Genomic DNA, 24,196 nt, shown 5'->3' with positions numbered 1-24,196 from the left:
CCGCCCGACGGTCAGCCGACGTGCACCCGGGGGCGGCGGTCGGGGTCGGATTCCTGCCTGCGGAGGATCTCGCGGGTGACGGGGGCGGTGTCACCGCGGCCGAGGAGGAAGTAGCGGAACATGTGCTTCAGGGGGCTGCCCTCGGCCCAGGCGAAGTAGCAGTGTGGTTGGACGCCCGTGGTGTCGCGCAGGGCGAGGAGGATCGCGGCGATGGCGTTCGGGGCGGCCGGCGCCTCGGCGCGCAGGATCCGGTAGCCGTCGACCTCGAATCCATGGACGGAAAGGGTTTCGCTGAAATCGGAGGGATCGACCACGTCGATCTCCAGGAACAGCACGTCGGCCGGGCCGGGGACGGGGTTGTCGCCGCGCTGCTCGCGCTCCTTGTCGCTGTACTCGGCGCTGTCGCCGGCCTGGCGGCGGTTGGCGATGATGTTGATCGACTCGTCGTGAGCGAGCGTGTCGGTGATGAAGCGGCGGGCGGCCTCATCGAAGACGATCCGGTCGGCGCGCAGCTCCGTGGTGCGGGAGACGCGGGAGATCAACGAGACGAAGATGATGCCGAGGATGAAGAAGCCGGAGATGGTGATGCCGTCGGGCTTGTCGACGATGTTGTAGATCAGGGCGTAGAGCAGGACGAGGGTGAGCAGCGCGAAGCCGACGGCCACCGGCCGGCGGCCGCCGCGGGCCACGGAGAGGGTCACCGCGAAGGCACCGGAGACCATCATGGCGAGGATGCCGGTGGCGTACGCCCCCGCCTGGTGGTCGACGTCCGCGTCGAAGGCGATGGTGATGAGGATGCACAGGGCGGTGTAGACCATCACCACCGGTCGCACCGCGCGCCCCCATTCCGGCGCCATTCCGTAGTCGGGCAGGTAGCGCGGGACGATGTTGATCAGTCCCGCCATGGCGGAGGCTCCGGCGAACCAGAGGATCAGGATCGTGCTGATGTCGTAGACGGTGCCGAACGCCTCCCCGACGTGTTCGTGGGCAAGCCAGGCCAGGGCGCGGCCGTTGGCGCCGCCGCCGGGCCGGAACTCGTCCTCGGGGATGAGGACGGTGGTGACGAAGCTGGAGGCCAGCAGGTAGACGCTCATGATGACGGCGGCGGTGGTCAGCAGCTTGCGGGCGTTGCGGATCCGGGACCGCAGCCGCTCCTCGCGGTTCGCGCCGTCGGCGGACATCAGCGGCATCATGCTCACACCGGTCTCGAAGCCGGACAGGCCCAGCACGAGCAGCGGGAACGCGAGGAGCGCCGGCGTCACCAGGTCGCCGAAGCCGCCGCCCCCGACCAGGGCGTCCGTCCAGGCCGAGAACGCCCCGGGGGTGGTGACGACGTGGACCATGCCGACGGCGATGACGACCGCGTTGAGCGCCAGGAAGACGGCGACCAGCGGGATGGCCACGCTCACGGCCTCACTGAAGCCGAGCAGGAACACTCCGCCGAGGACCAGCAGCAGCACCACCGTGAGGGCCACCTCGTGGCCATGCAGGGCCTCCGGGAAGAAGGGGTTCTCGACCACGTGCACCGAGGCGTCCGCGGTCGACAGGGTGATGGTGATGATCCACGACGTGGCCACGAAGCCGAGCAGGACCAGCACGAACAACTTGCCCCACCAGAACGGGAGCAGGTCCTCCAGCATCGCCACGGACCCCGCGCCGTGCGGGCTCTCCTTCGCCACGCGCCGGTACATCGGCAGCATGCCCAGCAGGGTCAGCGCCACGATCAGCAGTGTCGCCAAGGGGGAAGCGGCGCCGGCGGCGAGCGCGGCGATGGCCGGAACGTAGGCGAGGCTGGAGAAGTAGTCGACGCCGGTCAGGCACATCACCTTCCACCAGGCGTGCGGCTCACCATGCCCCTCACCGGCCGCCGGTCCGACGGGCTGCACCTGGTGGCGCAGCATCCACCGGGCGAGGCGGCCGGTGGGCTGCGCCCGAAGGGCGGGGCTCTCCACTACCTCGGGCACGGCTGGGCCGTTCACGTCCTTCATGTCCCCCACGTCTCCTCGCTCCCGCGCACTGATCGGTCAGTACCGCGGTGACGGCCTCGTATCGATCACCGAGTATGCGGCCATGCTGTACTACCCCGGTCACCGGGTTGTACGTGTCGGGCGGGCGGCGTACGGCTTCGTGGGCAGCGCACCGCCGCTGTGCCCAGGGCCGGGTAGCAGGGGGTGCGGGTGTCGGCGATGATCGGAAGGCGGTGGCGTGGTCGCCTCGCGTCCTCGTCGTTGTCTGCTCTCCGGGGTGTGACGTTCCCCAGGCAGGTAAGGAGGGAGGAGCGAGAGAAAGACGAGGCAGCGGTCTTCAGCTGGCCTGAGACAAAGGGGACCCCGTGTTCGAGGCGGAAGACATCAGGGAATGGCGCGGCCACGATGTGGTCGACCACGAGCGGCACAAGATCGGCGCGCTGGAGGCGGTCTACGTCGACACGGCCACGGACCAGCCCGCGTTCGCGACGGTGACGGTCGGCCTGCCGACCCGGCACCGGCTGGTCTTCGTCCCCCTGGGCGGTGCGACGGTCGGTCCGGGATATCTGAAGGTCGCCTACGACAAGAAGCTGGTCAAGGAAGCGCCCTCGATCGACACGGACGGTGAACTGCTCGCGCAGGACGAGAAGACGGTCTTCGCGCACTATGAGCTGGTCTACCGCACGGGCGCGGGTGGCGAGCGCCGCCTTGCCCGCCGCTGACACCCCACCGACTTCCCCCCGACTTCCCCCACCGTGAGGTGACGCAGATGGCTCTCTTCCTCCTGCTGGTCATTGTGGCCATCGTCCTCGGCATCGTCGGCCTGGTGGCGAAGGGCCTGTTCTACCTGCTGGTCATCGGGGTGGTGGTGCTCGTCGCCGACCTCGTCCTCCTCGGCCTGCGCCTGGGCCGCCGCCGCAGGCGCCTGCCCCGGTGACGTGGCGCATGCGCATCTCGCGTGCAGTGCCAGGAAGGGAAGGTCATGGCCAGCAACGAAGCCGCTGCCGCCCTCGGACGCCGCTTTCACCGGCCCCTCGTCTCACGCGACTGGGCCGGCATCCGCGCCCTGCTGCATGACGACGCCACGTGGACCCTGCCCGGCGACAACACCATCTCCGGTGTGGCCGAGGGCGCCGACGCCGTGGTGGAGCGCGCTCAGCGGATCGCCTCGTACGCCTCGACTTCACGTTGCTGCACATCCTGGTCAGTCGGGAGAACGTGACGCTCTCCCTGTACAACACCGCGCGCCGGGAGGACGCGGTGCTGGACGAGCACCTGGCCACGGTGCGTCGGCTCCGCGAGGGGAAGATCGCGAGCATCGAGACCTATCCCTCCGACGTGCCCGGGATAGGCTTCCGACAGCCGCGGCCCGGCCCGGGGCCGCAACTCGTGTAGGGGACAAGCAACGCCGATGGCCAGCCGGATACCGTCCTGGATCAGTGTGTCAGGTCTTACCGTGTCAGCGTTGGCTGTGGTTGCGGTACTCGCGATACAGGCCGAGGGATCGACTCCTGAGCCCACCGCCCGCAAAGAGCCCCGAGCGAAGGCGAGTACGCCGGGCCCTGGCGGTGAGAAGCGTGAGACGCCGCACCTGCTCCCGAAGGAATCGGGGGAAGGGAAGCGAGTCGTCTATTCCCTGAGCCGTGACCGCATATGGCTGGTCGGCGACAGCGGGGACAAGCCTTTCGACACCTTCGCGGTGTGGCCGGGGTCGGTCCATCCGGGTGCGGGTGGGCACAAGGTGACGGGACTGCGGAATGCGACCGTGGGCAGCGACGGGGTGCCGGTCGTGCGGGTCGTCTATTTCTCCCGTTCCGGGGGCTCGGCAGCCGCTTTTTCCGCTGCGCGGGACGGGGCTTCGCCGGAGCCGGTGCCCGGAAAGAAGACCGGGGCCATACGCCTTCGGACCGATGACTCCAAAAGCCTTTGGGGTTTCGTGAAGGTCGGGACAGACGTTGTGGTGGTGCGCTGACGGACAGCGTCGGCAGCTCGCGGCTCCGCCGGAATGCGAGGGGTCCCGATCAGCGGGAGAGTGAAGGGCGAGGCGCGTTGGGGCGAAACCCGTACGAGGTGGGAGCGGGCCCGGGGCGCCGGCAGGGACGTAAGGACGTAAAAGCGTCAGAGGCGTACGCGCGGCGGAGATGACGAGGACGGCACGTGGATCGGTCAGCGGCGGGAGTCGGTCCGGGGGAGCCCGAGCAGGAGCCGCTCTTCGATTGGGCGGAGACCGCGTCGGCGCCGGCCGCCCACGGGGCGTTCCGGGACAGTCCACGGGCGCGGCGCATGCTCGACGTACGAGAGGTGTACGCGGAGCCCGCGGCCCTGGACTCGCCGCGCGGGCGCCAGATCATGGCCCGGCTGCCGGGCGTACGCGTGACCGAGGTGGCCGGCCACTGGCGTATCCCCTCCCTGCACGGCAACGACGGCAATGTCGAGCGCTGGGTCCGGGTCAAGACCGAGACGCTCGTGCTCGGGGTGAAGCGGCAGCTCGTGACGCGGCCCAACGGCAGGTCGGCCGACTGGATCGCTCCGGGGCCCTCCAACGGGTGCGCGATGTCCTGCGCCTACTGCTACGTCCCGCGCCGCAAGGGATACGCCAACCCCATCACCCTGTTCACCAACATCGAGGCGATCGTCTCCCACATCCGGCGCCACGTGCGGGTTCAGGGGCCGAAGACGGAACCCAACCAGTGCGACCCCGATGCCTGGGTCTACGACATCGGCGAGAACGGCGACTGCTCCGTCGACGCCCTGGTCAGCGACAACACGGCGGACCTCGTCGCCGCGTTCCGCACGCTGCCGACGGCGAAGGCGTCCTTCGCGACCAAGTTCGTCAACCCCGACCTGCTCGCCCTGGACCCCCGGGGCCGTACCCGGGTGCGCTTCTCCGTGATGCCGCCCGACGACGCCCGGCTGCTGGACATCCGCACCAGCCCGGTCGCCGAGCGGATCGCCGCGGCCGCCGACTTCCTCGACGCCGGCTACGAGGTCCACTTCAACCTCTCGCCCGTCGTCCTGCGCCCGGGATGGGAGCGGGCCTGGGCCGAGCTGCTCACCCACCTCGACGACGTGCTGCCCGCCCGCGTGAAGGAGCAGGCGGCGGCCGAGGTCATCATGCTCACCCACAACCAGGCGCTCCACGAGGTCAATCTCGGCTGGCACCCCCGCGCCGAGGAGGTGCTGTGGCGGCCCGACCTCCAGGAGCCGAAGCGTTCGCAGAACGGCGCCCTCAACGTGCGCTACGCCCTTGAGGTCAAGCAGGAATCCCTCACGCGGTTGCGGCGTCTGCTCACCGAGCACGCGCCCTGGCTGCGGATCAGGTACGCCTTCTGAGCCACTCCTTGGCCGTGGTCACCCGTTCGAGGATCTCGGGGAGCGGATCGACGCCGATCCCCGGCGCGGTGGGTACGGCGAGGTGTCCGTCCGCGAGTTCGAAGGGCTCGGTGATGTCGGTGGCGAAGTAGCGGCCGGACGCGGAGGTGTCGCCGGGCAGGGTGAAGCCGGGCAGGGCGGCCAGCGCGACGTTCGCGGCGCGGCCGATGCCGGTCTCCAGCATGCCGCCGCACCACACCGGGACGCCGTGGGCGACGCACAGGTCGTGGATGGCCTTGGCCTCCAGGTAGCCGCCGACACGGCCCGGTTTGACGTTGATGACGGAGGCGGCGCCCAGGGTGATGGCCGCGGCGGCGTCCTCGGCGGACTCGATCGACTCGTCCAGGCATATGGGCGTACGCACGCGTTCGGCGAGGGCGGCGTGCTGGACGAGGTCGTCGTCGGCCAGGGGCTGTTCGATCAGCAGCAGGTCGAAGGCGTCCAGCCGGGCCAGGTGACGGGCGTCGGCCAGGGTGTAGGCGGCGTTGGCGTCCACCTGGAGGAGCAGGTCGTCGCCGAACCGCTCCCGTACCGCGCGGACCGGCGCCACGTCCCACCCCGGCTCGATCTTCAGCTTGACGCGGACGTACCCCTCGTCGATGAACCCGCCGACGGTGTCCAGGAGTTCGGGGACGGAGTCCATGATGCCGACCGAGACACCGCAGGGCACGCGGTCGCGCCCCGCGCCGAAGAACGCTCCGAACGACTGCCCGGCAGCACGCAGTTGGGCGTCGAGTACAGCCGTCTCCAGCGCCGCCTTGGCCATTCTGTGGCCCTTGAACGGCTTGAGGGCACGCCTGACCGCGTGCGCGTCCGCCACGGCCGGGAGCGCCGGGACGAGGAAGCGGCGCAGCACGTCCGCGGCTCCCTCGACGTACTCGGAGCAGTAGCGCGGTTCGGACATCGCCACACACTCGCCCCACCCCTGGCCGTCCGGGGTGACCACGCGCACGAGCAGGACATCGCGGGCGGTCTCGACGCCGAAGGAGGTGCGGAACGGCGAGCGCAGGGGCATCGCGATCCGCCGCAGCTCGATTCCCGTGATCTGCGAGCCGGTCTGCAAGGTGATCTGCTCCTCCGGAGGGCGGCTCACGCGGCGGTGCCGCGCGTGACGACATAACTGGTGCGGGCGTGGAAGCCGGTGACGCGGGCCCCTTCGGCGAGCAGACCGCCGAGCACCTCGCGCATGGCCAGGCGCCACGCCTTGGCCGCGCCCGGATCGGTGCGCCGCAGCGACTCGATGTCCGGCGGTACGTCGACCAGTACGGTCGCGGCGTCGCTGTGGCCGACGACAGGCAGGCCGTCACGCGCCCACAGCACGGTCGGGGCATCGGCGGGGACCACCACGGCATCGTCCGGGCCGTCGGAGTGGTCGGGAGGCCCGGGGTGGTCCAGCTCCCACACGACCAAGGCCCGGTCCGTGTCGTCGCCGCCGTTGATCGCGTCGTCCATGGGGCCGTAGAAGCTGGTGAGGTACTCCACCGGGCGTCCGCCGAGCTTGGCCAGGTTGAAGTGCGCGTTGCGCCGCACCAGGGGGTCGAAGGTCCAGGTGATCCGTCGCAGGCCGCGCGCCAGCGCCCACCCGCGCTGGTGGAGCTTGAGGGCCGGCCCCGCCCGACGGCCGGGAAGCGCCCCGGTGACGTGCGAGTGCAGCGACTCCCCGACGGGCGCCGCGAAGAACGCCACGGACGCGCCGACCAGGCGGCCGTCCTCGAAGGCCCCGGCGACGTAGTTGCCGGCGTGCGCGAGGGCCCGCATCTGCTCGACACTCACGGGGGAGCTGCCGGGAGCGCTGCCCCAAATGTGCTCGAACAGCGCGTAGACGCGCTCCAGTTCGACCAATTCGTGCAGCTCGCGCACGGCGAGACCGTGTGCTGTCCGTGTCATCTGAGATGTCTGGGACATCTGCGTGGTGTCGACGTTCATATCGGGCGGCCTCCTGGACGAGGGTGATCCGGAGCCGGGTGCGGGGGACCCCCTCCGCGACGACCATATGCGCATGGTCGGCCGGCGCGCCGCCCGTTGACGCGGAGAACGGTGTCCCGAGCCCTGCCGCCGGTCTTTCACCGCCCCGGGTTGCCCGCCCGCGTCGGCTACGCGCCGGGGAAGTACAGGCCGAAGGACGACGAGTCGACCGCCATGGGGCCCGCGAACGGCTGGTCGAGCTGGTGGATGAGCAGCACGGTCAGGGTGATCAGACTGGTCAGGCCCATCACCATGACGACATGGGTGGTGTTGCGCTGGATGCCGAACATGAACATGAAGGCGACGGTGAGCAGCCCGCCGGTCACCAAACCGAACCACAGGACCGGCGACAGTCCGTCGCGCGCGTCCGCCTCCCGGCCCCGGCGCGCGTCGTCCAGGGCCCACAGCTGGGCCATGACCTCTTGCGCGGTGGCCTGTTCGATGGTCTTGGCGTCGGGGCGCAGCTGGTTCGCGCCCCGCACGTCCTGGAGGAGGCGCCAGCCTTCCTCGGGCAGTGGTTCCCCCGCCGCCAGGGCCGGCAGCTCCACGCGGACCGTGTGCCGCACGTAACGCGTCACACTGTCGCGCAGGCGCAGCGCGTCGGCCGCCGGCAGGCTCTCGGCGAGCTGGTAGATCTCGTGGGCCGCGCTCGCCTCGTCGCGCACGTGCTCCTCCGCGCTGGAGCGGCCTTCCCAGACCGACACCAGGGAGAGCCCCAGCAGCAGCGCGTACAGCACGCCGACCATCATCGCGATGTACTCGGCCACGTCCTCCCGCGGCTCGCTGTCGTCGTTCGGCCAGTAGCGGTGGCGCAGGAGTACGGCTGCGGCGGCCAGGAGGGAGACGCCCAGGACGAGCGCGATCGTGCCGATCATCAGTGCCCTTTCTGCGTCCGGCGCGGCGACAACGCCGCCCTCGGCTCACTTCAGACGGGAGCCGAGCAGGATCGCCGCCAGGATGCCCGGAACCATCACGAGGAACAGGAGGGCCGCCAGACCGACCCCGGTGGGGCCGTGCCCCGGACGATAGAGGTGGTCCATGAGCGGCACACCTCGGGAGGCGCGTCGCGGCTGCTCCGGGGGCACCTTGCGGGCGTCGGGGTCCAGCACGGGTGGTGGGGCCACGCCGGGCGGCACGGCCACTCCGGGTGGCAGAGGCGGGGGAGCGACTCCGGGCGCCAGGGGCGGCGGGCCGATCCCCGGCGGCAGCGGCGGGGGAGCCACCCCGGGCGGGGGAGCCACCACCCCCGGTGCCGGGAGCAGGGCGAGGCCGGGCGGTACGGGCGGTGGAGCCGCTCCCGGCAGGAAGGGCGGCGGGGCCATCCCGGCCGGGAAGGGGCCCGGGGCCACTCCGGGGGGAAGGGGCGGTGCGGCCGCTCCCGGGGGTAGTGGCGGTGCGGCTGCTCCCGGGGGTAGTGGTGGTGCGGCCGCTCCAGGCGGCGGGGGCGGTGGGGCCGCTCCGGGTGCCAGGGGCGGTCGGGCGGCGGCCCCGGGCGGGACGAGGGGCGGGAGCGTCCCGCCCGACCGGGGGGCGGGGGCCGCGCCTGCCGGGGCGGGCGCCGATGCTCGCGTGGCCGGAAGCCGCAGCAGGGCCGGCGGGGTGAGCGGCGCGATCAGGGGGGTGATCAAAGGTGTGGACCCCGGCGTCCCGGGAGCGGACCCCGGTACGGGTCCCGGCGCCCCCGGTGCGGCCCCCGGCACTCCCGGAGCAGAACCCGGAGCCCCCGGAGCGGACCCCGGCGCCCCTGGTGCGGACCCCGGTGCACCCGGCGCGGCCCCAGGCCGTCCGGGTGGGGGAAGCGGCTGGGCGTTCCCCTGCCCGCCGGGGGTCCTGGGACCGGACGGGGGAGGCGACGCCCGCTGCCCGACACGGCCACCGGGTGGGGGCGTCGGCACCGACGCGGGCGTCCGCCCGGCCGGAGCCGGAGCCGGAGCAGCAGCCGGGGGCGGCGGCGGAGGCTGGACCGGTACGGGCGGAAGGGTGAACTGCGCCGAGGACCGCGCGGTGAGGAGCGGCGGAGGCACGAGCGCACCGGTGGCTCCCAGCGTCGCGGTGCGGTCGCCGGCCTCGGCCAGGCCCCTGCTCACATAGGTGCCCGGCGCCGCACGGGCCTGGGCGCGACATGACGCGGAGTGACCGGGAGCGATCTGCGGCACGACGGGACGGCCGCCCCCGCAGTCGACGGACTTCGCCTCCGGCAGCGCGTCGCTGACCCGGACGTCGTACAGGGGCAGGTCCCCGCGATTGGCCACGACGTACTGGATGACGCCGACCTGCTGGCTGAGCCCGGCCTGCCGCATGACACCGGCCCGCCGTACGAGAGTCGCCTGTCGCGTGACACCGGCCCGCTGCCTGACGCCGCCCTGCCGCACGGGGTGGGCCCGCCGCACGAGGTCGGTCTGCCGCAAAAGAGCCGCCTGCCGCACGAGGCTGCCCCGCTGCCTGACACCGGTCTGCCGCACGGGGCCGGTCTGCCGCACGGGGTCGGCCCGCCGCACGAGAGCCGCCTGTCGCATGACGCCGGCCCGCTGCCTGACGCCGCCCTGCAGCGCGAGGCCGGCCCGCTGCACGAGGTCGGCCCGCCGCACGAGAGCCTCCTGTCGCATGACGCCGGCCCGCCGCATGGCGCCGCCCTGCTGGGTGACGCCGGCCGTCTGTGTGAGGGCCAGGACACCCCCGACCCCCCGGTACCCCGCCCGCGTACGGGCTCGGGACACCGTGTTCAGGGACGGGACACGGCCGACGGCGGTGACGTCACTCACCCGCACCCCGGGAAGCGCCCGGGTCCGGGCCGTACACGTGGTCGAGCTGAGGCCACGCAGCATCCGCACCGCGGAGCGCCCCCCGCAGGTGACGGCCGTGCCCCGGGGCAGGCCGGGGTCGCTCACCCGTACGTCGTAGAGGTCGGCCCCCGTGCGGTTGATCAGACGGTAGACGGCGTGCACGGGGTCGCCGACCCGGATGCCGGGTCGCAGAGCCCCCGTGCCGGGCCGGGAGTTGATGTGCACGTGCAGTGCCAGACCGCCGTTTCCCGCGCCGTCGGCCGTCGCGCGCCCGCCGCCGGGCACGGCGACGACGCAGACCAGAATCAGCAGCGCGGACAGGTACAGAGGCCACACGTGCTTCATTCGCCCGCGAGTACGCATGCCGCCCATGCTCGACGACGATCACATCCCCCGCCGGGCGGAACGCGCCTGCCCTCGCCCTTGCGGTGTGATAATCACCCTCATGGCAGCAGGTGGCGGCCCTGCTCCCGAGGAAACGTCACGCGGTTCCGGCCCGCGCGCCGGGCCGTCACCGGTGGGTGCCGGTCGAGTGCCCGTCCGAGGCGTCGGTCAGCTCCAGCATCGCGGTGACGCGCTTGCCCGAGGGCTCCCGGTGCACCTGGAAGTTCCGGGACACGGCCATCACGACTTCCAGGCCGTGCCCTCCGATGCGGTGCGGATCCCGTGCCGAGACCGCGGGCAGGGCGGTGCTGCCGTCCCGTACGGTGATCTCGATGATGCCGCCCCGCACCGCGAGGGTGAGCAGGCACGGTCCGGGCGCGTACTTGCGGGCGTTGGTCACCAGCTCGCTGACCACCAGTTCCACCGTGCCCATGGCCCGGCCGGACACCGGGAGCCCGTGCAGGGACCGCACCTCGGTCAGGAAGTCTCTGGCCAGGTGCCGCGCGGTGGCGATCCCCTCACTGCCCTCGAACAGCCGGGAGACCGCCAGGGGCCCATCGGCCGTCGGCTCTCGCCCGTCATCGTCCGCCGTCTGATCCATACAGTCCGCCTTGCTTCCCAAGCAGCCCGGCCTCACGCGGACCGACTACCCCCATAACCCCGCACAACCCTGTCAGGTGGTCCAGCGGCTTCGGCCGTTGGGTTCAGCGGGGCCCCGCCGCCCGGCGCAGCGCCGCGACGAGTACCCGATTGCTCTCGCCCTTGAGGACGTACTCGACCACGCCGGCGTTCTTCATCTCCTCGACGGAACCGTTGTCGTCGTACGCGGAGAACGCCACGACGCGGCTCGTCGGCGAACACCGTCGGATGCCCCGGGCGACGCGGGGGCCGCCGCCGGGGAAGCGGACGTCCAGGACCACGAGAGCCGGTCGGAGCCGGGCCGCGAGCCGCAGTGCCTGCTCGCCGTCGCGCGCGGCGCCCACGACCTCCAGGCCGGGCTGTGCGCCCACCACTTCGGTCAGGGCCTCCAGGAGCAGGGCGTTGTCATCGCACAGGAGCACGCCGAGCGGGGGGCGGGAACGGTCGTCCGCGACCGTCGCGCCCGCCGTCGTCACGGCATGGTGTCCGGCGGTGCCGGCGTCGGGAGGTGGTTCGGCACCCAGAACTCGACCGTCGTCCCCGTTCCGGGGCGGCTGTGCATGGACCACCATCCTCCTGCCGTCTCCGCTCTCTCCCGCATCTCGATGACCCCGAAATGATCTCGGGCCCCGTCCGGCGACCTGGGGGCGCCTGTTCCGTCGTCCACGACACGCGTCACGATGCCTCCGTCGGCCGAGCGCACCCGGACGTCTACGCGGCTCGCGCGCGCGTGCTTGTGGACGTTCAGCAGCGCCTCCTGAACGATACGGAAGATGGTGATGGCTGTCTCGGGGGTGGGTTCACGCTCCAGCTCGTGCTCGAACGAGTACGCCATTTCCCAGGAGGAGCCCACGACGTCGGCCAGGTGACTGGAGAGCCCTTCGATCAGGCCGTGCCTGTCGATCCCGGGCGGATGCAACCGGAAGGTCAGACTGCGGAGCCGGCCGATCGCCTCGCGCACCGAGGCGTCGAGGCGCTCCAGTTCCGGGGCGTAGGACTCGGGCACCCGCTCCGCCAGCAGCTCCAGCCGCATGGTGACGGAGACCATGGCCTGGATGGAGTCGTCGTGGACGTCCCACGCGATGCGCCGCCGCTCCGTCTCCTGGGCCTGGACCAGGTGGTCGAACAACCGCCGTCGCTCGCTGAGCGCGTGCTGCGCCGCCCGTCGCTCGGACATGTCCCGGGTGACCTTGCCGAACCCCTGGAGCACGCCTTCCTCGTTCCACAGGGCGGTGATGACCACGTTCGCCCAGAACCGGGAGCCGTCCTTGCGGACGCGCCAGCCCTCGTCCTCCAGCCTGCCGTCGGCCACGGCGGTCTCCAGCTCCCACTGGGGCTTGCCCGACGCCTGGTCCTCGGGCGGGTAGAAGACCGAGAAGTGCTCCCCGACGATGTCGGCGGCGCTGTACCCCTTGATCCGCTCCGCCCCGGCGTTCCAGCTGATGATGTAGCCCTGCGGGTCCAGCATGAAGATGCCGTAGTCCAGCACCCCTTGGACCAGCAGCGTGAAAGCCGCCTCCGACATGGGGGCGGCCTGCTTCCGGGCACGCTTGTGGTGGCGCGGCTCCCGCGTCACGCGAGAAGGCCTTCGCGCCGGGCGATCGTCACGGCCTCCAGCTGGGAACGCGCCCCGAGCTTCTCCAGCACCCGCTGGACGTGGTTGCGCCCCGTGTTGAGGGCGACCCCGAGCAGGTCGCTGATCTCCGCGGTGGTGCGTCCTTCGCCGAGCAGCTGGAGTGCCTCGCGTTCCCGCGGGGTGAGGTTCGCGCCGGGGCGCGGGGTCCTGCCGGCCAGCCGGCCCAGTACGTCACTCAGCAGGTCCTGGCTGAACACCACCTCGCCGGTGGCCACCCGGCGCACGGCGTCCTCCAGCTCGCTCAGCCCACGGGCCTTCAGGATCAGGCCGGCCCCACCCGACTCCGCGACGCGCGCGGCCACCGATCCGCTGCCCTCGCCGGCCAGGACCAGGATGCGCACGCCGGGCGCGAGCGCCAGCAGATCCGCGATGGCCGCGATGCCGTCACCGTCCGGCAGGCGCCGGTCCAGGAGCACGACGTCGGGTTCGCAGCGTCGTACGACGGCCAATGCCGAAGCCACCGTGGCGGCGCGCTCCACGACCCGCAGATCGGGTGCGCGCTCCAAGGCGAGGCAGATCGCCTCGGCCACCATGTCGTGGTCCTCCACCAACAGGACTCGGACCGGACGACTGTTCGGGGAAGACGCGGGCATGAGGGCATCCTTGCAGGTGGCGGGCCGCACGATCATGCCAGAAGGTCCCCGAACAGCGATGCGGTGGTGGTCATCGCCCGGCCGTGACGAGCCGGCTCCCCGGCCGTGGGCGCTCCCGCTTCGAGGAAGACGTCCTCGGCCCCGATCAGGGAGAGCAGCCGCGTCATCTGCGGCCCCACACCTTCGACGAGAAGGTCCACGCCCGCCCCCAGCGCGGCGACGCGAGCGGTGAACAGCGCGTTCAGACCGGCGCAGTCGCAGAAGGAGACGCCGGTCAGATCGAGGCGGATGAGCGCCGGAGCCTCCGCCAGACAGGTGGCGACCGCCTCCCGGACGTACGAGGCAGCGTCCAGGTCCAGTTCGCCGACCAGGGTCACTCGGGCGGCGCCCGCGTGAACAACGGTGTGTGACGTGAACGGGTGAGCGGTCACAGTGTCCGCACCTCTCCGTGCTGACGTGCCGCGTGTGCCGCGCGACGCGATCCCATGAACCCTTGCCCATAACGCGCCCATAGTGCGAGGGCACCAGATGGGCTCTAGTGAATCTGCACCAGACGGGGAAGTCAACCGAGCGCCGGGGAAGTTGACGGCGGCGATGGTGGAACACCGTCAACTCGTCTGTTGGTGGCGGCACTTAGGGCTCAACGGCCCCTCGGTGAACGGCCGGGAGAGTGGGACGCGAAGGCGCCCGGGGATTCAGTCCGTGCGGCGGGTGCGGGTGCGGATGCGGATGGGGCCACGGGCCTCCGCCGGTTCGACGGGACGCCCGCCCTGCGTGATCTCCACCTCGCCGGACGCGACCAGCCGCCGAGCCGCCTGCCGGGCCGGTTCCATCAGCTCGCGCCAGCCGTCGTCGTCCCCCGTGTAGACCGCCCGGGCGGCGTCGGAGGGGCAGATGGACGCGGTCGGGCCCCGACGCTCCAGCAGGTCCAGGATGGCCTTTTCCAGGTCCCGGCCCGTCGCCTGCTCGGCCCTCGGTTCGTCCGCCCCTTCGTTGCGCGTCACGCCGCCAGTGTCGCACCGGCGACGGCCACGGGCCCTCCGGGAGAGGCACGGGCCCTCCGAGAGAGGGGACTCGGTGGACGAAAGGGGGGCGGGACTCAGTCGACGCGGATGGACGTGACCTCGTAGACGACGGTGGACGCCATGGACAGCCCCCGGCAGGTCAGCCGGCGCGGCGGTATCCGGTGGGCGCGCACCTCGACGTGGCAGGCCGGGGGGTGCGGCGGCCGGCCGGTGACGTGGATGCGCCAGCGGTCGTGCTCGCGGGAGGTCGCGACGACGGTGTAGTCGTGCCGCCCGGCCGGGCCGAAGCGCCCGAGCAGGGCGGCGACGGCGGCTTGTTGCGCCGGAACGAGGTCGGTGTACCCGCGCAGATGCCGCGCGTGGACGCGGCCGGCCAGATGCTCCGCCACGGTCGTGACGGACGAGTCGGCGTCGAGCGCGCCGTAGTAGACACCGTCGGGCGCGACCACGACATTGGCCGCGAACCGGTCGCCGCCCACGTGGGTGCACTCCCACACCAGGTCGGGCCAGCGCTCGCTCAGGGCGCGGCCCACGGGGCGGCCGCGCACCGAGCAGCAGATGTCGTGCCGGCCGTGGGCGCAGACGAGGACGACGGGCGGAAGGCCCGGTTCCCCGGGTTCCCCGAGCGCCCGGACGATCTCCGCCAGGTCCTCGTCCCGGCGCCAGGTGCCCCACCGCTGACGGTGGGCGCCGGACCTCTCGTGGCGCAGCACCGCCCAGCGCCCGGCGCCTTCGGTGGTGCGGCGCCCGTGCCGCCTGATCAGGAGTATCCGCGCCCGCACCGCCTGGGCGGCCGAGAACACCAGCCCTTTCGTGCCGGGGTCGAGGTCGAGACCGTCGAAGCCGTTGGGCGGCCAGCCGGCCCGGTACTCGATGAGGATCCAGACGCCCCCGTACGGTGCCGTGCCCGCGAGCGGGTCGCCGCGGGTCCGGGCGGCCTCGGCGCAGAAGAACCGCTCCGCCGGGGTCACCGCGGCCTCCTCATCGTTCGGCGGGCACCAGTACGCCCGCGCGCAGCAGTCTCTCGGCCAGGCGGAGGCCGAGGGCACCGGCGGTGTGGACCTCGCCGTCGAGCACGCGGGCGACCGGGGCCAGGTCGGCCTCCGGGAAGTCGAGCCGGCCCACGCGGGTGGTCAGGCGGCGCCCCTCCAGCCTCGCCGCCAGGGCCGCGCGGAGCCGCACCGGCGTGTCAGGGCCGAGGCCGCGCACCGCCGCGAGCTGGGCCAGCGGACCCAGCGGCGCGGGGCGTGCCTGAGCGCGCCGGGCGCGGTGGAAGGGGGGAGCGGGATCGGCGTCGGCGAGGGCGGCGGTCAGGCGCTCGCGGACGCCGTCGATCTCGCCCTGCGGCCCGTCCACGCCAAGGGGCAGGGCGCCGCGCATCCAGGGGTCCTCGCGCAGGGCCGCGAGCGCCGAGTGCGCGAGCTGCTCGGCCAGCGCGTGGCGCGTCCAGGTGTGGACGCCGAGCGTCAGGTGGATCGCGACCTCGCCCTGGGCCCGGGCGGCGTGCAGCCAGCCTCGCGGCAGGTAGAGGACGTCGCCGGGCGCGAGGACGGTGTCGATATGGGGCTCGCCCCGCGCGGCCTCGGCGACGGCGGAGCGGCGGTCGCTCCAGGGCTGGTCGCGCAGCGGATCGGGGTGGACGGGCTCGTGGATGATCCACCGCTTGGTGCCGGCGATCTGCAGCACGAAGACGTCGTGGACGTCGTAATGGTCGTCGAACCCACGGTTCTGCGGGGGAGTGACGTAGGCATTGGCCTGGACCGGATGTCCGAGTTCCGTGGCCAGCCCCGAGCAGAAGTCGGCGACCGGGCCCCAGGTGCGGTGCAGCGCTTGCAGGACGAGGGTGGCGCCGTCGGCGAAAGCACGCCACAGGGCCGTGTCGTCGACCTGGTCGGCGACGGTGGCGCCGACGCCGCCCGACGAGGTGAACGCTGACTCGGGCAGGGTCGAGCCGTCCTTGGCGACGCGCAGGAAGGGCGTACGCAGCCCGCGACGCGCGATCAGTTCGTCCACGGCGTCGGCGGAGAACAGATCGGAGAAAGCGCTCGCGCGGCGGGTGAGCAGCGCCGTGCGCGCCCAGGCGTCCCGGGCGAACTCCTCCTGACGCAGCCCGGTCAGCCGCGTCACCAGGGCGCCGGCGCCCGCGGGGGCGACGGCGTCCTGGAGCTCGGTCGGGGGAAGAGTCAAGAGCCGCTGCCGGACTCGTCCGCTCCGCCGTCTGCGCCTCCGTCGTGGACGCCGGGGGTACCTGCCGCGCCGCCGTCTGCGGGGCCTTCGGCTCCGCCGTCGGCGCCTCCGTCATGGACACCGGGGGTGCCTGCCGCCCCGCCGTCTGCCGGGCCTTCGGCTCCGCCGTCTGCGCCTCCGTCGTGGACGCCGGGGGTGCCTGCCGCCCCGCCGTCCGCGGGGCCTTCGGCTCCGCCGTCGGCGCCTCCGTCGTGGACGCCGGGGGTACCGGCCGCCCCGCCGTCCGCGGGGCCCTCCTGCTGGTTCGGGTCCTGTTCGGGGTTGGCCATCATTCCTCCTGCGAAGCGAACGGTGGGGAGCGGGCGCGCCCTCCAGAGACCTCTCTGCTCCCACCAAGCTCGCTCACGTCCCTCGGGTCGGCAACCCGAGGATCCGCGACCTGAGGCGGGGCCGCGCCCCGCCCGGCCCCGCCGAATCCGCCGGGCTGTCAAGCCGTTAAGCCGTCAGGCCGTCCCAGCCGGTTCCCAGCAGGTCGAAGGCGCGGGTGAGGGCGCGGCGCGCGTCCTCGTGACCGGGCGCCGCACGGGCCGCGCGCGGGGCTTCGAGGGCGAAGTGGGCCAGGGCGAGGCAGGCGGGATCGTCCGGGGGCAGCCCGCTTTCGTCGGCGATGACCCGGGCCAGGGCGGCGGTGTGGCGCAGCCACATGTTCTGGGCGTAGTCGCGCAGGGCGGGGGTGCTGTTCACCAGGTCGGAGAAGGCGGTGAAGCGGGGGTCGTCGCCGGCCGCCAGGCGGTGGCGCAGGGCGTGTTCGCGCAGCGCGGCCGGGATGGACCGGCCCTCGGGGCGTTCCCGTACGGCGGCGAGCAGCAGGGCCTCCTGTTCGGCGTCCTCGTCGAGGACGAGGGCTTCCTTGACCGGGAAGTGCTTGAAGAGCGTGGTGGTGGACACGTCCGCCGCGTCCGCGATCTCGCGGATGCCGACGTCGTCGTATCCGCGCTCCAGGAACAGGCGCAGGGCCGCGTCCGCGATGGCCCGGCGGGTGGCGGCCTTCTTGCGCTCGCGGCGGCCCGGCGGGGGCGGGGCGTCGGCCGGCTCGGTCTTCGTCTCGGTCATGCCGCCAGCGTACCCCGCTTCGGTTCACTCGATTCAAAAGTTGAGTCGTTGCACTTATTGAGTCGGTGTGCTCTTCTGGGGTTCCCCCCCGGACCATCCCGGCCGAACGGAGCCCCGCCATGCGCACCGAGCCCGCACCACCCCGCATCGCCGTCATCGGAGCCGGCCCCGGCGGCCTGACCTGCGCCCGCGTCCTGCGCCGGCACGGCGTAACGGCCACCGTCTACGACCTGGACGCCTCCCGTGCCGCCCGCGGTCAGGGCGGCACCCTCGACATGCACCCCGAGAGCGGGCAATACGCCCTGGCCGAAGCGGGGTTGACGGAGGAATTCCACGCCCTGGCGCGCCCCGAGGGCCAGCGGATGCGCCTCGTCGGCCGCGACGGCCGGATCCTGCTCGACGCCGTCCCGCCCGAGGCCGACACCGCCGAGGGCAACCCCGAGATCGACCGCGGGCAGCTGCGCGACCTGCTCCTGGACTCCCTGGAACCCGACACTGTGCGCTGGAGCCACCGGCTCACCCGCGTCGAACCCCTCGCCGACGGCAGCCACGGCCTGCACTTCGCGGGCGGCGCGACCACCAAGGCCGACCTGGTCATCGGGGCGGACGGCGCCTGGTCCAAGGTCCGCGCCGCGCTGTCCGACGCGGTGCCCGTCCACACCGGCGTCACCTTCGTCGAGACGGGCCTCGACGACGCCGACGCGCGCCACCCCCGGCTGGCCCGCCTCACCGGCGACGGCACGCTGATGGCCCTCGCCGACCGTCAGGGCCTCATCGCCCAGCGCAACAGCGGCGGACACATACGGGTGTACGTCGCCCTCAGCGCCGACGAGGACTGGCACCGGCGGGCGGGCCTGGACCTCGCCGACAACGCCGCCGTACGCGAGGCGCTCCTGGCCCGGTTCGCCGGCTGGAGCCCCGACCTGCTCGGCTTCATCACCGACACGGACACGGGCTACGCGCACCGCCCCCTGTACGCCCTGCCCGTCCCGCACACCTGGCCCAGCACGCCGGGCCTCACCCTCCTCGGCGACGCGGCCCACCTCATGCCCCCGTTCTCCGGTGTGGGCGCCAACCTCGCCATGCTCGACGCGACGGACCTGGCCCACGCAGTCCTCACCCACCCCACCCTCGCCCAGGCCGTCACCGCCTACGAGAAGACCCTCTTCCCCCGCTCCACCGAAGCCGCCAGAGGAGCCTCCGAAGCCCTGACCGACGCCTTCGGCCCTGACGGCGCGGCGCGGGTCCTGGCCCATATGTCCGGCCGCGATTGAGGGGCAGCGACCCGGCCGGTGCTACCGAGGGCCACGAGTGCTGTGCGGTGGGGGAGAAGAGCTTCGTCCGCTCGCCCCCGCGCCGGAGGGGCCGGGTACCCTCGTGACACATCGTCATCGCGGCCCGACGGGCTTCCGCTCCACCCCGTGGAGTTTCGAAGGACACGCCCCCACCCGCACGAGTCACTTCGTGCTGCCTGGGGGAAGTCCTTGTTGTTCCGTGCGTCGGCCAAGTCCGTGGCGGCTGCGGCGATGGACAGTTCGCTGTTCCTGCATCTGACCGAGCAGTTCTCGCGCCTGCACGGCCACCGGCCCACCCCCTCGGAGGCCCGCTCCTGGGAGCGCAGCATTCCCGCGCTCCTCAGCGTCCTCAACGAGGCGGGACTCGGTGACGTCGAGGTCATGCTCGAGTACGCGCTGCCGCTCAACAGCAAGCGGGTGGACGTGATCCTCGCGGGCGTGCACCCGGTCACGGGGGAGCCGTCGTACGTCGTCGTGGAACTGAAGCAGTGGAGTCAGGCGGATCCGGACGAGGACGACCCCGCCCTGTGCCACGTCGACGCCTACACGCACGCGGTCCTCAACCCCGTCGAGCAGGTGCGCCGGTACTGCGAGTACCTCGTGAACTTCAACGGCGCCCTGGCCGGGCGGTCGGACCGGGTCAGCGGCGTGGCCTACCTCCACAACGCCACCGAGTTCGGCGTGGCCGGGTTGCGTGAGCTGGAGGTCGACGACCGGGGGCGTCTGTTCACGGCCGAACGCCGCGGAGCCTTCCTCGATCACCTGCGCGGCAAACTGAGCACCGGGCATCCCGGTGGCGCCGCCGCCGATGAGCTTCTCGCCGGCAAGCCGGTGCCCTCCAAGCAGTTGATGGCCGTCGCCGCCGCCGAGGTACGTGACCGCGAGCAGTTCGTCCTCCTGGACCAGCAGCAGGTCGCCTACCGCCTCGTGCTCAACGCCGTCAGGAAGGCGAAGGTCTCCGACCACAAGGAGGTCGTGATCGTCACTGGTGGGCCCGGCACGGGCAAGAGCGTCATCGCGCTGTCCCTGTTGGGCGAGCTCTACCGCCAGGGCGTTCCCGCCCTGCACGCCACCGGCTCCCAGTCCTTCACCAAGACGATGCGCAAGGTGGCAGGCACGCGAAAGCGCGAGGTGCAGGACCTCTTCAAGTACTTCAACAGCTTCATGACCGCGGAGAAGAACACGTTGGACGTGCTGATCTGCGACGAGGCCCACCGCATCCGTGAGACGTCGGCCAACCGCTACACCCCGGCCGCTCATCGAACCGGCACACCGCAGGTGGAGGAACTCATCGACGTCGCGCGTGTGCCGGTGTTCCTCCTCGACGAACACCAGGTGGTGCGCCCCGGCGAGTTGGGCACCGTGGCCGAGATCAAGGCGGCCGCCGCGAGGAAGGGCCTCGCATGCCGGGTGGTGCCGCTCGACAGCCAGTTCCGCTGCGGGGGCAGTGACGCCTACCTGCGTTGGGTCGTACGGCTCCTCGGTCTCGAGCCGGGCGGCCCGGTCGTCTGGGACCCCGACGACCGTATGGAGCTGTTGGTCGCCGAGAGCCCCCAGGAGATGGAGGCGTTCCTAGACGGACGCCGTGCCCAGGGTTACGGCGCTCGTATGTCCGCCGGGTACTGCTGGCCCTGGTCGAAGGAGCCCAGGCCAGGAGAACCACTCGTGGCGGACGTGACCATCGGGGACTGGGCGCGCCCCTGGAACCTGCGTGGCGAGCGATCCGTCGCCGGCGCACCGCAGTCGGCGCTCTGGGCGACCGATCCGGCCGGCTTCGGGCAGGTCGGCTGCGTCTACACGGCGCAGGGTTTCGAGTACGACTGGTCCGGGGTCATCCTCGGTCCGGACCTGGTCTGGCGCACTGACCGGTGGATCACGGACCGTGCGGCGTCCAAGGACCCCGTCTTCAAGAAGGCCCCGTCGGACGTGGACGTCGACCGCCTGATCCGCAACACCTACAAGGTCCTGCTGACCAGGGGGATGGTCGGCACGGTCGTCTACTCGACGGACCCCGAGACGCGGGCGAAGCTGCGGGAACTGGTGGGAACGGCGCGTGAGGTCGTCACGGCCTGAAGGCCGGCGAACGGACGCGATTTCCGGCTTCCGCAGCGGCGTATCTAGGATCACCGTTACCGGTTGCGGCCCGACGGGCTTCCCCAGTGGACATGCCCCCACCCGCACGAGTCACTCGTGCCCTGGGGGAATCGTCACGTGTCCATGCTCCTGCTGCGGTTGTCGGCAAGAGATCTGCTCACCCTCGACGCACGGCGCGGCATGGTGCCTCACCTTGCCGCCCGGTGGACGCACTTCCGGGGGGTCAAGGCGTCGCTCGGCGAGTGCACGGCCTGGGCGGAGAGCCTCATCGAGCTGGCGAAGGATCTGGTGGCCGCCGAGCGCGGCAACGTGGAGATGATCGTCGAGTGTTCGGCCACCGTCGACGACCCCGAACGCTCGGACCGCAGCCGCCGGATCGACGTGGTGTTGGCGGGCCGCCACCCGACGGACGGCGACCTCTCCGTCCAACTCGTGGAGCTGAAGCGCTGGTCCACGGTCACCCGCGTGGAGAGAGCGACCGCGGACCTGGTGTACGTGCCGGGCATCGAGGAGGCGAAGAAGCATCCTGCGCTCCAGCTCCGGGAGTGCTATGAGCTGTTCACCGGGACCACCGGTCCGCTGCACGGCCTGCGGTTCGAGTGCGGCGGCTTCGCCTACCTGCACAACGCCACCGACGAGTCCGTACGACCGCTGCTGGGCGTCGACGCCCCCACCGGGTCGTACGCCCGCACCTACACCAAGGACACCAGGGACAAGCTCCTCGCGGACCTCAAGCGGCACTTCACCGCGGACGAGTCGTCCTCCGCGGCGGAGATCCTGCTCAGCCGCATGAACCTGAGCAACACGCCGCTGCTCGACGCCATGATCAAATCCAATGGCGAGGACACCGTCTTCACGCTGCGGGGCCGTCAGAAGACAGTCGCGGAAGACGTGCTCCAAGCGGCGGTGCATGTCCTGGACGATCCCGCCGCCGACGCACTCGTCCCGAATCCGCGTCGAGCGGTGTTCCTCGTCACCGGCGGTGCCGGTACGGGCAAGAGTGCCATCGGCCTGCAACTGAAGGCGGAGTTCGAGGCTGCCGGCCGAACCGTGAAGTACGCCAGCGGATCACGTGCGTTCAACGCGGCGATGCAGGAACATGTCGGCTACGGGGAACGCGAGTTCAAGGACAGCTTCACCTACTTCAGCAGCTTCGTGACACCCCCGGAAGAACCGCTGGACGTCCTGATCTGCGACGAGGCACACCGGTTGCGGGAGCGATCCACCAGCAGGTTCTGGGCCGCCGGTAAACAGGGCACGAAGGCCCAGATAGACGAACTGCTGGACGCCTCGCGCCTTACCGTCTTCTTCCTGGACGAGAGCCAGTCCTTGCGCCCCGACGAGGTGGGGACGGTGAGCGTCATCGAGGACGCGACCAGACGCCGCGGCGTGATCGCCCGTCGCTATCAACTGCAGGAGCAGTACCGGTGCGGGGGCAGCGACGCCTACATCCGCTGGGTGCGGTCCCTTCTCGGCATCTCGGGCCAGAAGCCGGGCACCTGGACGCCCGACGGCCTGATGCACATCGAGGTCGCGGACACTCCGGACGACATGGAGAGTATTCTCCGTACCGAGTTCGCCGCCGGCGCTTCCGCTCGCATGATGGCCGGTTTCTGCTGGCCCTGGAGCCCGCCGGACAAGGAGCGTCGGCTCGTGGCCGATGTGCGCATCGACGACTGGCACCGCCCGTGGAACGCGTCGAGCGACTCCTACTGCGCGGGCGGTGAGCCGCCCTCCAGGATCTGGGGCGTACACGACGCCGGGTTCGGCCAGATCGGCTGCATCTACACCGCGCAGGGGCTCGAGTGGGACTGGTGCGGTGTGATCATGGGCGACGACATGGTCTGGCGCACCGACCGATGGGTGTTCCAACGGGGCAAGAAGCGGCGGGACAAGGCCACCGGACAGTGGGAGATCGTGGAACGAGGGTCTCTCGACAGGGAGATGTGCAGGAGGACCAAGGGTGACGAGGAAGCGTTCGCCCGCTGTGTCCGCAACGCCTATCACGTGCTGCTGACCCGTGCCAGCCGCGCGATCGTCCTCTATTCGACGGACGAGGAGACGCGGAAGTACCTCAAGTCGCTCGTGCCCGACACGGAGATCCACGGCCTCCGGCCGACCTGGTCAAGTCTCCCGCCCGAGGTGCGTGTTCCGCACGAGGTGCGCCCCGCCAAGGGCGGCAGATCGCGGCACGCCCGGAAGAAGAAGGCCAAGCAGCGGCAGGACGAGAACGGCCTGACCCTGTTCTGACCACGGCGGGTCGAAGTGGGTGGCGGGCTCTCCGGACCCGCCACCTTCCTGCTCAGAAGAGCAGGTGTGCTGCCGCCGTCAGGGCCGCCACCAGAAGATTGGCGACGACCCCGATGGCGACGTCGGTCAGGACCTTGCGGAACCAGACGCGACGCGCGGGCCCGTACTCGGCAGGGTTCATGCGTGACCACTCCTTGGCGGTGAGAAGGAATGGTGGGGGACAACCCACCGGGCATCCGCGCACACACCGCGTGAAGCCACGCGGTGATACACCATCCGCTCCTCACATGCCGCCGACCGGCGCATGACCCGCACCCGTACCCTCCGGGAAGGTGCGCAGCGCCGAGCAGTTTAGCGGAGAGCGAGTCGCGCTTCCCGCGTCCTCGGGAACTACAGGACTCGGTCCTCGGCCGCTTTCCCGGGAAAGCCACCGTCGGGCCGGGGACCGGCCGGACCCGGTCATGACCGTCGACTGCCTGACGCAGGCGGTCGGTGACGTCACGACGCTCGTCGAGCCGGCGGCACCCGCCCTCCCCGGCGAGGTCCCGGGCGTCACGTGTCTCACCGCCCCGTGATCTGAATGCCCGTGCCGGAAGGCGTGCCTGCGCGGCCCGAGGGGACCGCACAGGCGTCCGGCGGCGCGCCGCCGACCGTGCCGGGCGTCATCCCCAGCGGTAACCGTCGCCGAAGTTGAGGGTGTGCTCCAGCAGGTCCTCCAGCGGGTCGTCGATCTGGCCGGTGCTGACCCGCGCGACCGTGGGCGCTTTGTGCGAGTTCTCGTGCGTCTCGTCGGCGTGCGCCGTGCCGGCACACCACACGGCCGGCGCCACCGTCACCAGTGCCCAACGGGAGAGCCTCTGCATCCAACTGCCGCTCACCGCAGCCTCCTCGCA

General features: G+C 71.8%; 25 protein-coding genes. 8 read left to right on the top strand and 17 right to left on the bottom strand.

Going from position 1 to position 24,196, the window contains the following annotated elements; all coding sequences use genetic code 11:
- Positions 1 to 11: 11 nt before the first annotated feature.
- Positions 12 to 1,988: an APC family permease gene (locus tag ACZ5GP_RS27820; protein ID WP_468753419.1), complete on the bottom strand. Its 1,977-nt coding sequence runs from the start codon at positions 1,986 to 1,988 to the stop codon at positions 12 to 14.
- Between the two features lie 344 nt (positions 1,989 to 2,332).
- Between ACZ5GP_RS27820 and ACZ5GP_RS27815 the strand changes: the two genes are divergently transcribed.
- The 5 genes from ACZ5GP_RS27815 to ACZ5GP_RS27795 all read left to right on the top strand — a co-directional run bounded on the left by ACZ5GP_RS27815 (position 2,333) and on the right by ACZ5GP_RS27795 (position 5,300).
- Complete coding sequence (locus ACZ5GP_RS27815) at positions 2,333 to 2,689, top strand: PRC-barrel domain-containing protein (protein WP_468753418.1); 357 nt, start codon at positions 2,333 to 2,335, stop codon at positions 2,687 to 2,689.
- A gap of 47 nt (positions 2,690 to 2,736) precedes the next feature.
- On the top strand, positions 2,737 to 2,904 hold the full coding sequence (locus tag ACZ5GP_RS27810) for a hypothetical protein (RefSeq protein ID WP_468753417.1): 168 nt from the start codon (positions 2,737 to 2,739) through the stop codon (positions 2,902 to 2,904).
- 45 nt (positions 2,905 to 2,949) lie between these two features.
- Complete coding sequence (locus ACZ5GP_RS27805) at positions 2,950 to 3,189, top strand: nuclear transport factor 2 family protein (protein WP_468753416.1); 240 nt, start codon at positions 2,950 to 2,952, stop codon at positions 3,187 to 3,189.
- Positions 3,186 to 3,362 carry a hypothetical protein gene (locus ACZ5GP_RS27800; RefSeq protein WP_468753415.1) on the top strand — a complete coding sequence of 59 codons (177 nt, stop codon included), beginning with the start codon at positions 3,186 to 3,188 and terminating at the stop codon, positions 3,360 to 3,362. The genes ACZ5GP_RS27805 and ACZ5GP_RS27800 overlap by 4 nt, the downstream gene beginning before the upstream one ends.
- 762 nt (positions 3,363 to 4,124) lie before the next feature.
- Positions 4,125 to 5,300 (top strand): spore photoproduct lyase family protein, encoded by a 1,176-nt coding sequence (locus ACZ5GP_RS27795; protein ID WP_468753414.1) that lies wholly within the window; start codon positions 4,125 to 4,127, stop codon positions 5,298 to 5,300.
- Here the strand turns inward: ACZ5GP_RS27795 and menC are convergent.
- The 14 genes from menC to ACZ5GP_RS27725 form a co-directional block, all read right to left on the bottom strand.
- Positions 5,284 to 6,354: an o-succinylbenzoate synthase gene (gene menC / locus ACZ5GP_RS27790; protein WP_468753437.1), complete on the bottom strand. Its 1,071-nt coding sequence runs from the start codon at positions 6,352 to 6,354 to the stop codon at positions 5,284 to 5,286. The genes ACZ5GP_RS27795 and menC overlap by 17 nt on opposite strands.
- A gap of 74 nt (positions 6,355 to 6,428) precedes the next feature.
- Positions 6,429 to 7,226, bottom strand: coding sequence for a GNAT family N-acetyltransferase (locus tag ACZ5GP_RS27785; RefSeq protein WP_468753413.1), 798 nt, complete (start codon positions 7,224 to 7,226; stop codon positions 6,429 to 6,431).
- Positions 7,227 to 7,432: 206 nt separating this feature from the next.
- Positions 7,433 to 8,179 carry a bestrophin-like domain gene (locus ACZ5GP_RS27780; RefSeq protein WP_468753412.1) on the bottom strand — a complete coding sequence of 249 codons (747 nt, stop codon included), beginning with the start codon at positions 8,177 to 8,179 and terminating at the stop codon, positions 7,433 to 7,435.
- Between the two features lie 45 nt (positions 8,180 to 8,224).
- A complete protein-coding gene (locus ACZ5GP_RS27775; RefSeq protein ID WP_468753411.1) occupies positions 8,225 to 10,432 on the bottom strand; it encodes a hypothetical protein in 2,208 nt (735 codons plus the stop codon).
- 166 nt (positions 10,433 to 10,598) lie between these two features.
- On the bottom strand, positions 10,599 to 11,072 hold the full coding sequence (locus ACZ5GP_RS27770; RefSeq protein ID WP_468753410.1) for an ATP-binding protein: 474 nt from the start codon (positions 11,070 to 11,072) through the stop codon (positions 10,599 to 10,601).
- A 103-nt stretch (positions 11,073 to 11,175) separates the two neighbouring features.
- Positions 11,176 to 11,586: a response regulator gene (locus ACZ5GP_RS27765; RefSeq protein WP_468753409.1), complete on the bottom strand. Its 411-nt coding sequence runs from the start codon at positions 11,584 to 11,586 to the stop codon at positions 11,176 to 11,178.
- Positions 11,583 to 12,635, bottom strand: coding sequence for a PAS domain-containing sensor histidine kinase (locus ACZ5GP_RS27760; RefSeq protein ID WP_468753408.1), 1,053 nt, complete (start codon positions 12,633 to 12,635; stop codon positions 11,583 to 11,585). The genes ACZ5GP_RS27765 and ACZ5GP_RS27760 overlap by 4 nt, the downstream gene beginning before the upstream one ends.
- A 47-nt stretch (positions 12,636 to 12,682) precedes the next feature.
- A complete protein-coding gene (locus ACZ5GP_RS27755; RefSeq protein ID WP_468753407.1) occupies positions 12,683 to 13,339 on the bottom strand; it encodes a response regulator transcription factor in 657 nt (218 codons plus the stop codon).
- A gap of 32 nt (positions 13,340 to 13,371) precedes the next feature.
- Entirely contained in the window at positions 13,372 to 13,770 is a 399-nt protein-coding gene (locus tag ACZ5GP_RS27750) for an STAS domain-containing protein (protein WP_468753406.1), read from the bottom strand.
- A gap of 264 nt (positions 13,771 to 14,034) precedes the next feature.
- Entirely contained in the window at positions 14,035 to 14,343 is a 309-nt protein-coding gene (locus tag ACZ5GP_RS27745; RefSeq protein ID WP_468753405.1) for a DUF3253 domain-containing protein, read from the bottom strand.
- A 95-nt stretch (positions 14,344 to 14,438) separates the two neighbouring features.
- Positions 14,439 to 15,335, bottom strand: coding sequence for a sucrase ferredoxin (locus ACZ5GP_RS27740; RefSeq protein WP_468753404.1), 897 nt, complete (start codon positions 15,333 to 15,335; stop codon positions 14,439 to 14,441).
- A gap of 10 nt (positions 15,336 to 15,345) precedes the next feature.
- On the bottom strand, positions 15,346 to 16,551 hold the full coding sequence (locus ACZ5GP_RS27735) for a cupin domain-containing protein (RefSeq protein ID WP_468753403.1): 1,206 nt from the start codon (positions 16,549 to 16,551) through the stop codon (positions 15,346 to 15,348).
- On the bottom strand, positions 16,548 to 16,880 hold the full coding sequence (locus ACZ5GP_RS27730) for a BatC protein (RefSeq protein ID WP_468753402.1): 333 nt from the start codon (positions 16,878 to 16,880) through the stop codon (positions 16,548 to 16,550). Before ACZ5GP_RS27730 ends, ACZ5GP_RS27735 begins: the two co-directional genes overlap by 4 nt.
- 166 nt (positions 16,881 to 17,046) lie before the next feature.
- Positions 17,047 to 17,664, bottom strand: a complete 618-nt coding sequence (locus ACZ5GP_RS27725) for a TetR/AcrR family transcriptional regulator (protein WP_468753401.1) — start codon at positions 17,662 to 17,664, stop codon at positions 17,047 to 17,049.
- A gap of 119 nt (positions 17,665 to 17,783) precedes the next feature.
- On the opposite strand from ACZ5GP_RS27725, the gene ACZ5GP_RS27720 reads away from it, so the two are divergent.
- The 3 genes from ACZ5GP_RS27720 (at position 17,784) to ACZ5GP_RS27710 (ending at position 23,303) form a co-directional block, all read left to right on the top strand.
- Positions 17,784 to 18,938: an FAD-dependent oxidoreductase gene (locus ACZ5GP_RS27720; RefSeq protein ID WP_468753400.1), complete on the top strand. Its 1,155-nt coding sequence runs from the start codon at positions 17,784 to 17,786 to the stop codon at positions 18,936 to 18,938.
- A 210-nt stretch (positions 18,939 to 19,148) separates the two neighbouring features.
- Positions 19,149 to 21,032: a DNA/RNA helicase domain-containing protein gene (locus tag ACZ5GP_RS27715; RefSeq protein ID WP_468753399.1), complete on the top strand. Its 1,884-nt coding sequence runs from the start codon at positions 19,149 to 19,151 to the stop codon at positions 21,030 to 21,032.
- Positions 21,033 to 21,176: 144 nt separating this feature from the next.
- Complete coding sequence (locus ACZ5GP_RS27710; RefSeq protein WP_468753436.1) at positions 21,177 to 23,303, top strand: DUF2075 domain-containing protein; 2,127 nt, start codon at positions 21,177 to 21,179, stop codon at positions 23,301 to 23,303.
- 52 nt (positions 23,304 to 23,355) lie between these two features.
- Here ACZ5GP_RS27710 and ACZ5GP_RS27705 read toward each other — a convergent pair whose 3' ends face one another.
- Together ACZ5GP_RS27705 and ACZ5GP_RS27700 are read right to left on the bottom strand one after the other, a co-directional pair.
- Entirely contained in the window at positions 23,356 to 23,484 is a 129-nt protein-coding gene (locus ACZ5GP_RS27705) for a DUF6408 family protein (RefSeq protein WP_468753398.1), read from the bottom strand.
- A 481-nt stretch (positions 23,485 to 23,965) separates the two neighbouring features.
- Positions 23,966 to 24,181 carry a hypothetical protein gene (locus tag ACZ5GP_RS27700; protein WP_468753397.1) on the bottom strand — a complete coding sequence of 72 codons (216 nt, stop codon included), beginning with the start codon at positions 24,179 to 24,181 and terminating at the stop codon, positions 23,966 to 23,968.
- Between the last annotated feature and the right edge of the window lie 15 nt (positions 24,182 to 24,196).

It is taken from the genome of Streptomyces sp. NPDC031466, assembly GCF_055581265.1.
This window is presented reverse-complemented; position numbering and strand designations above follow the sequence as displayed.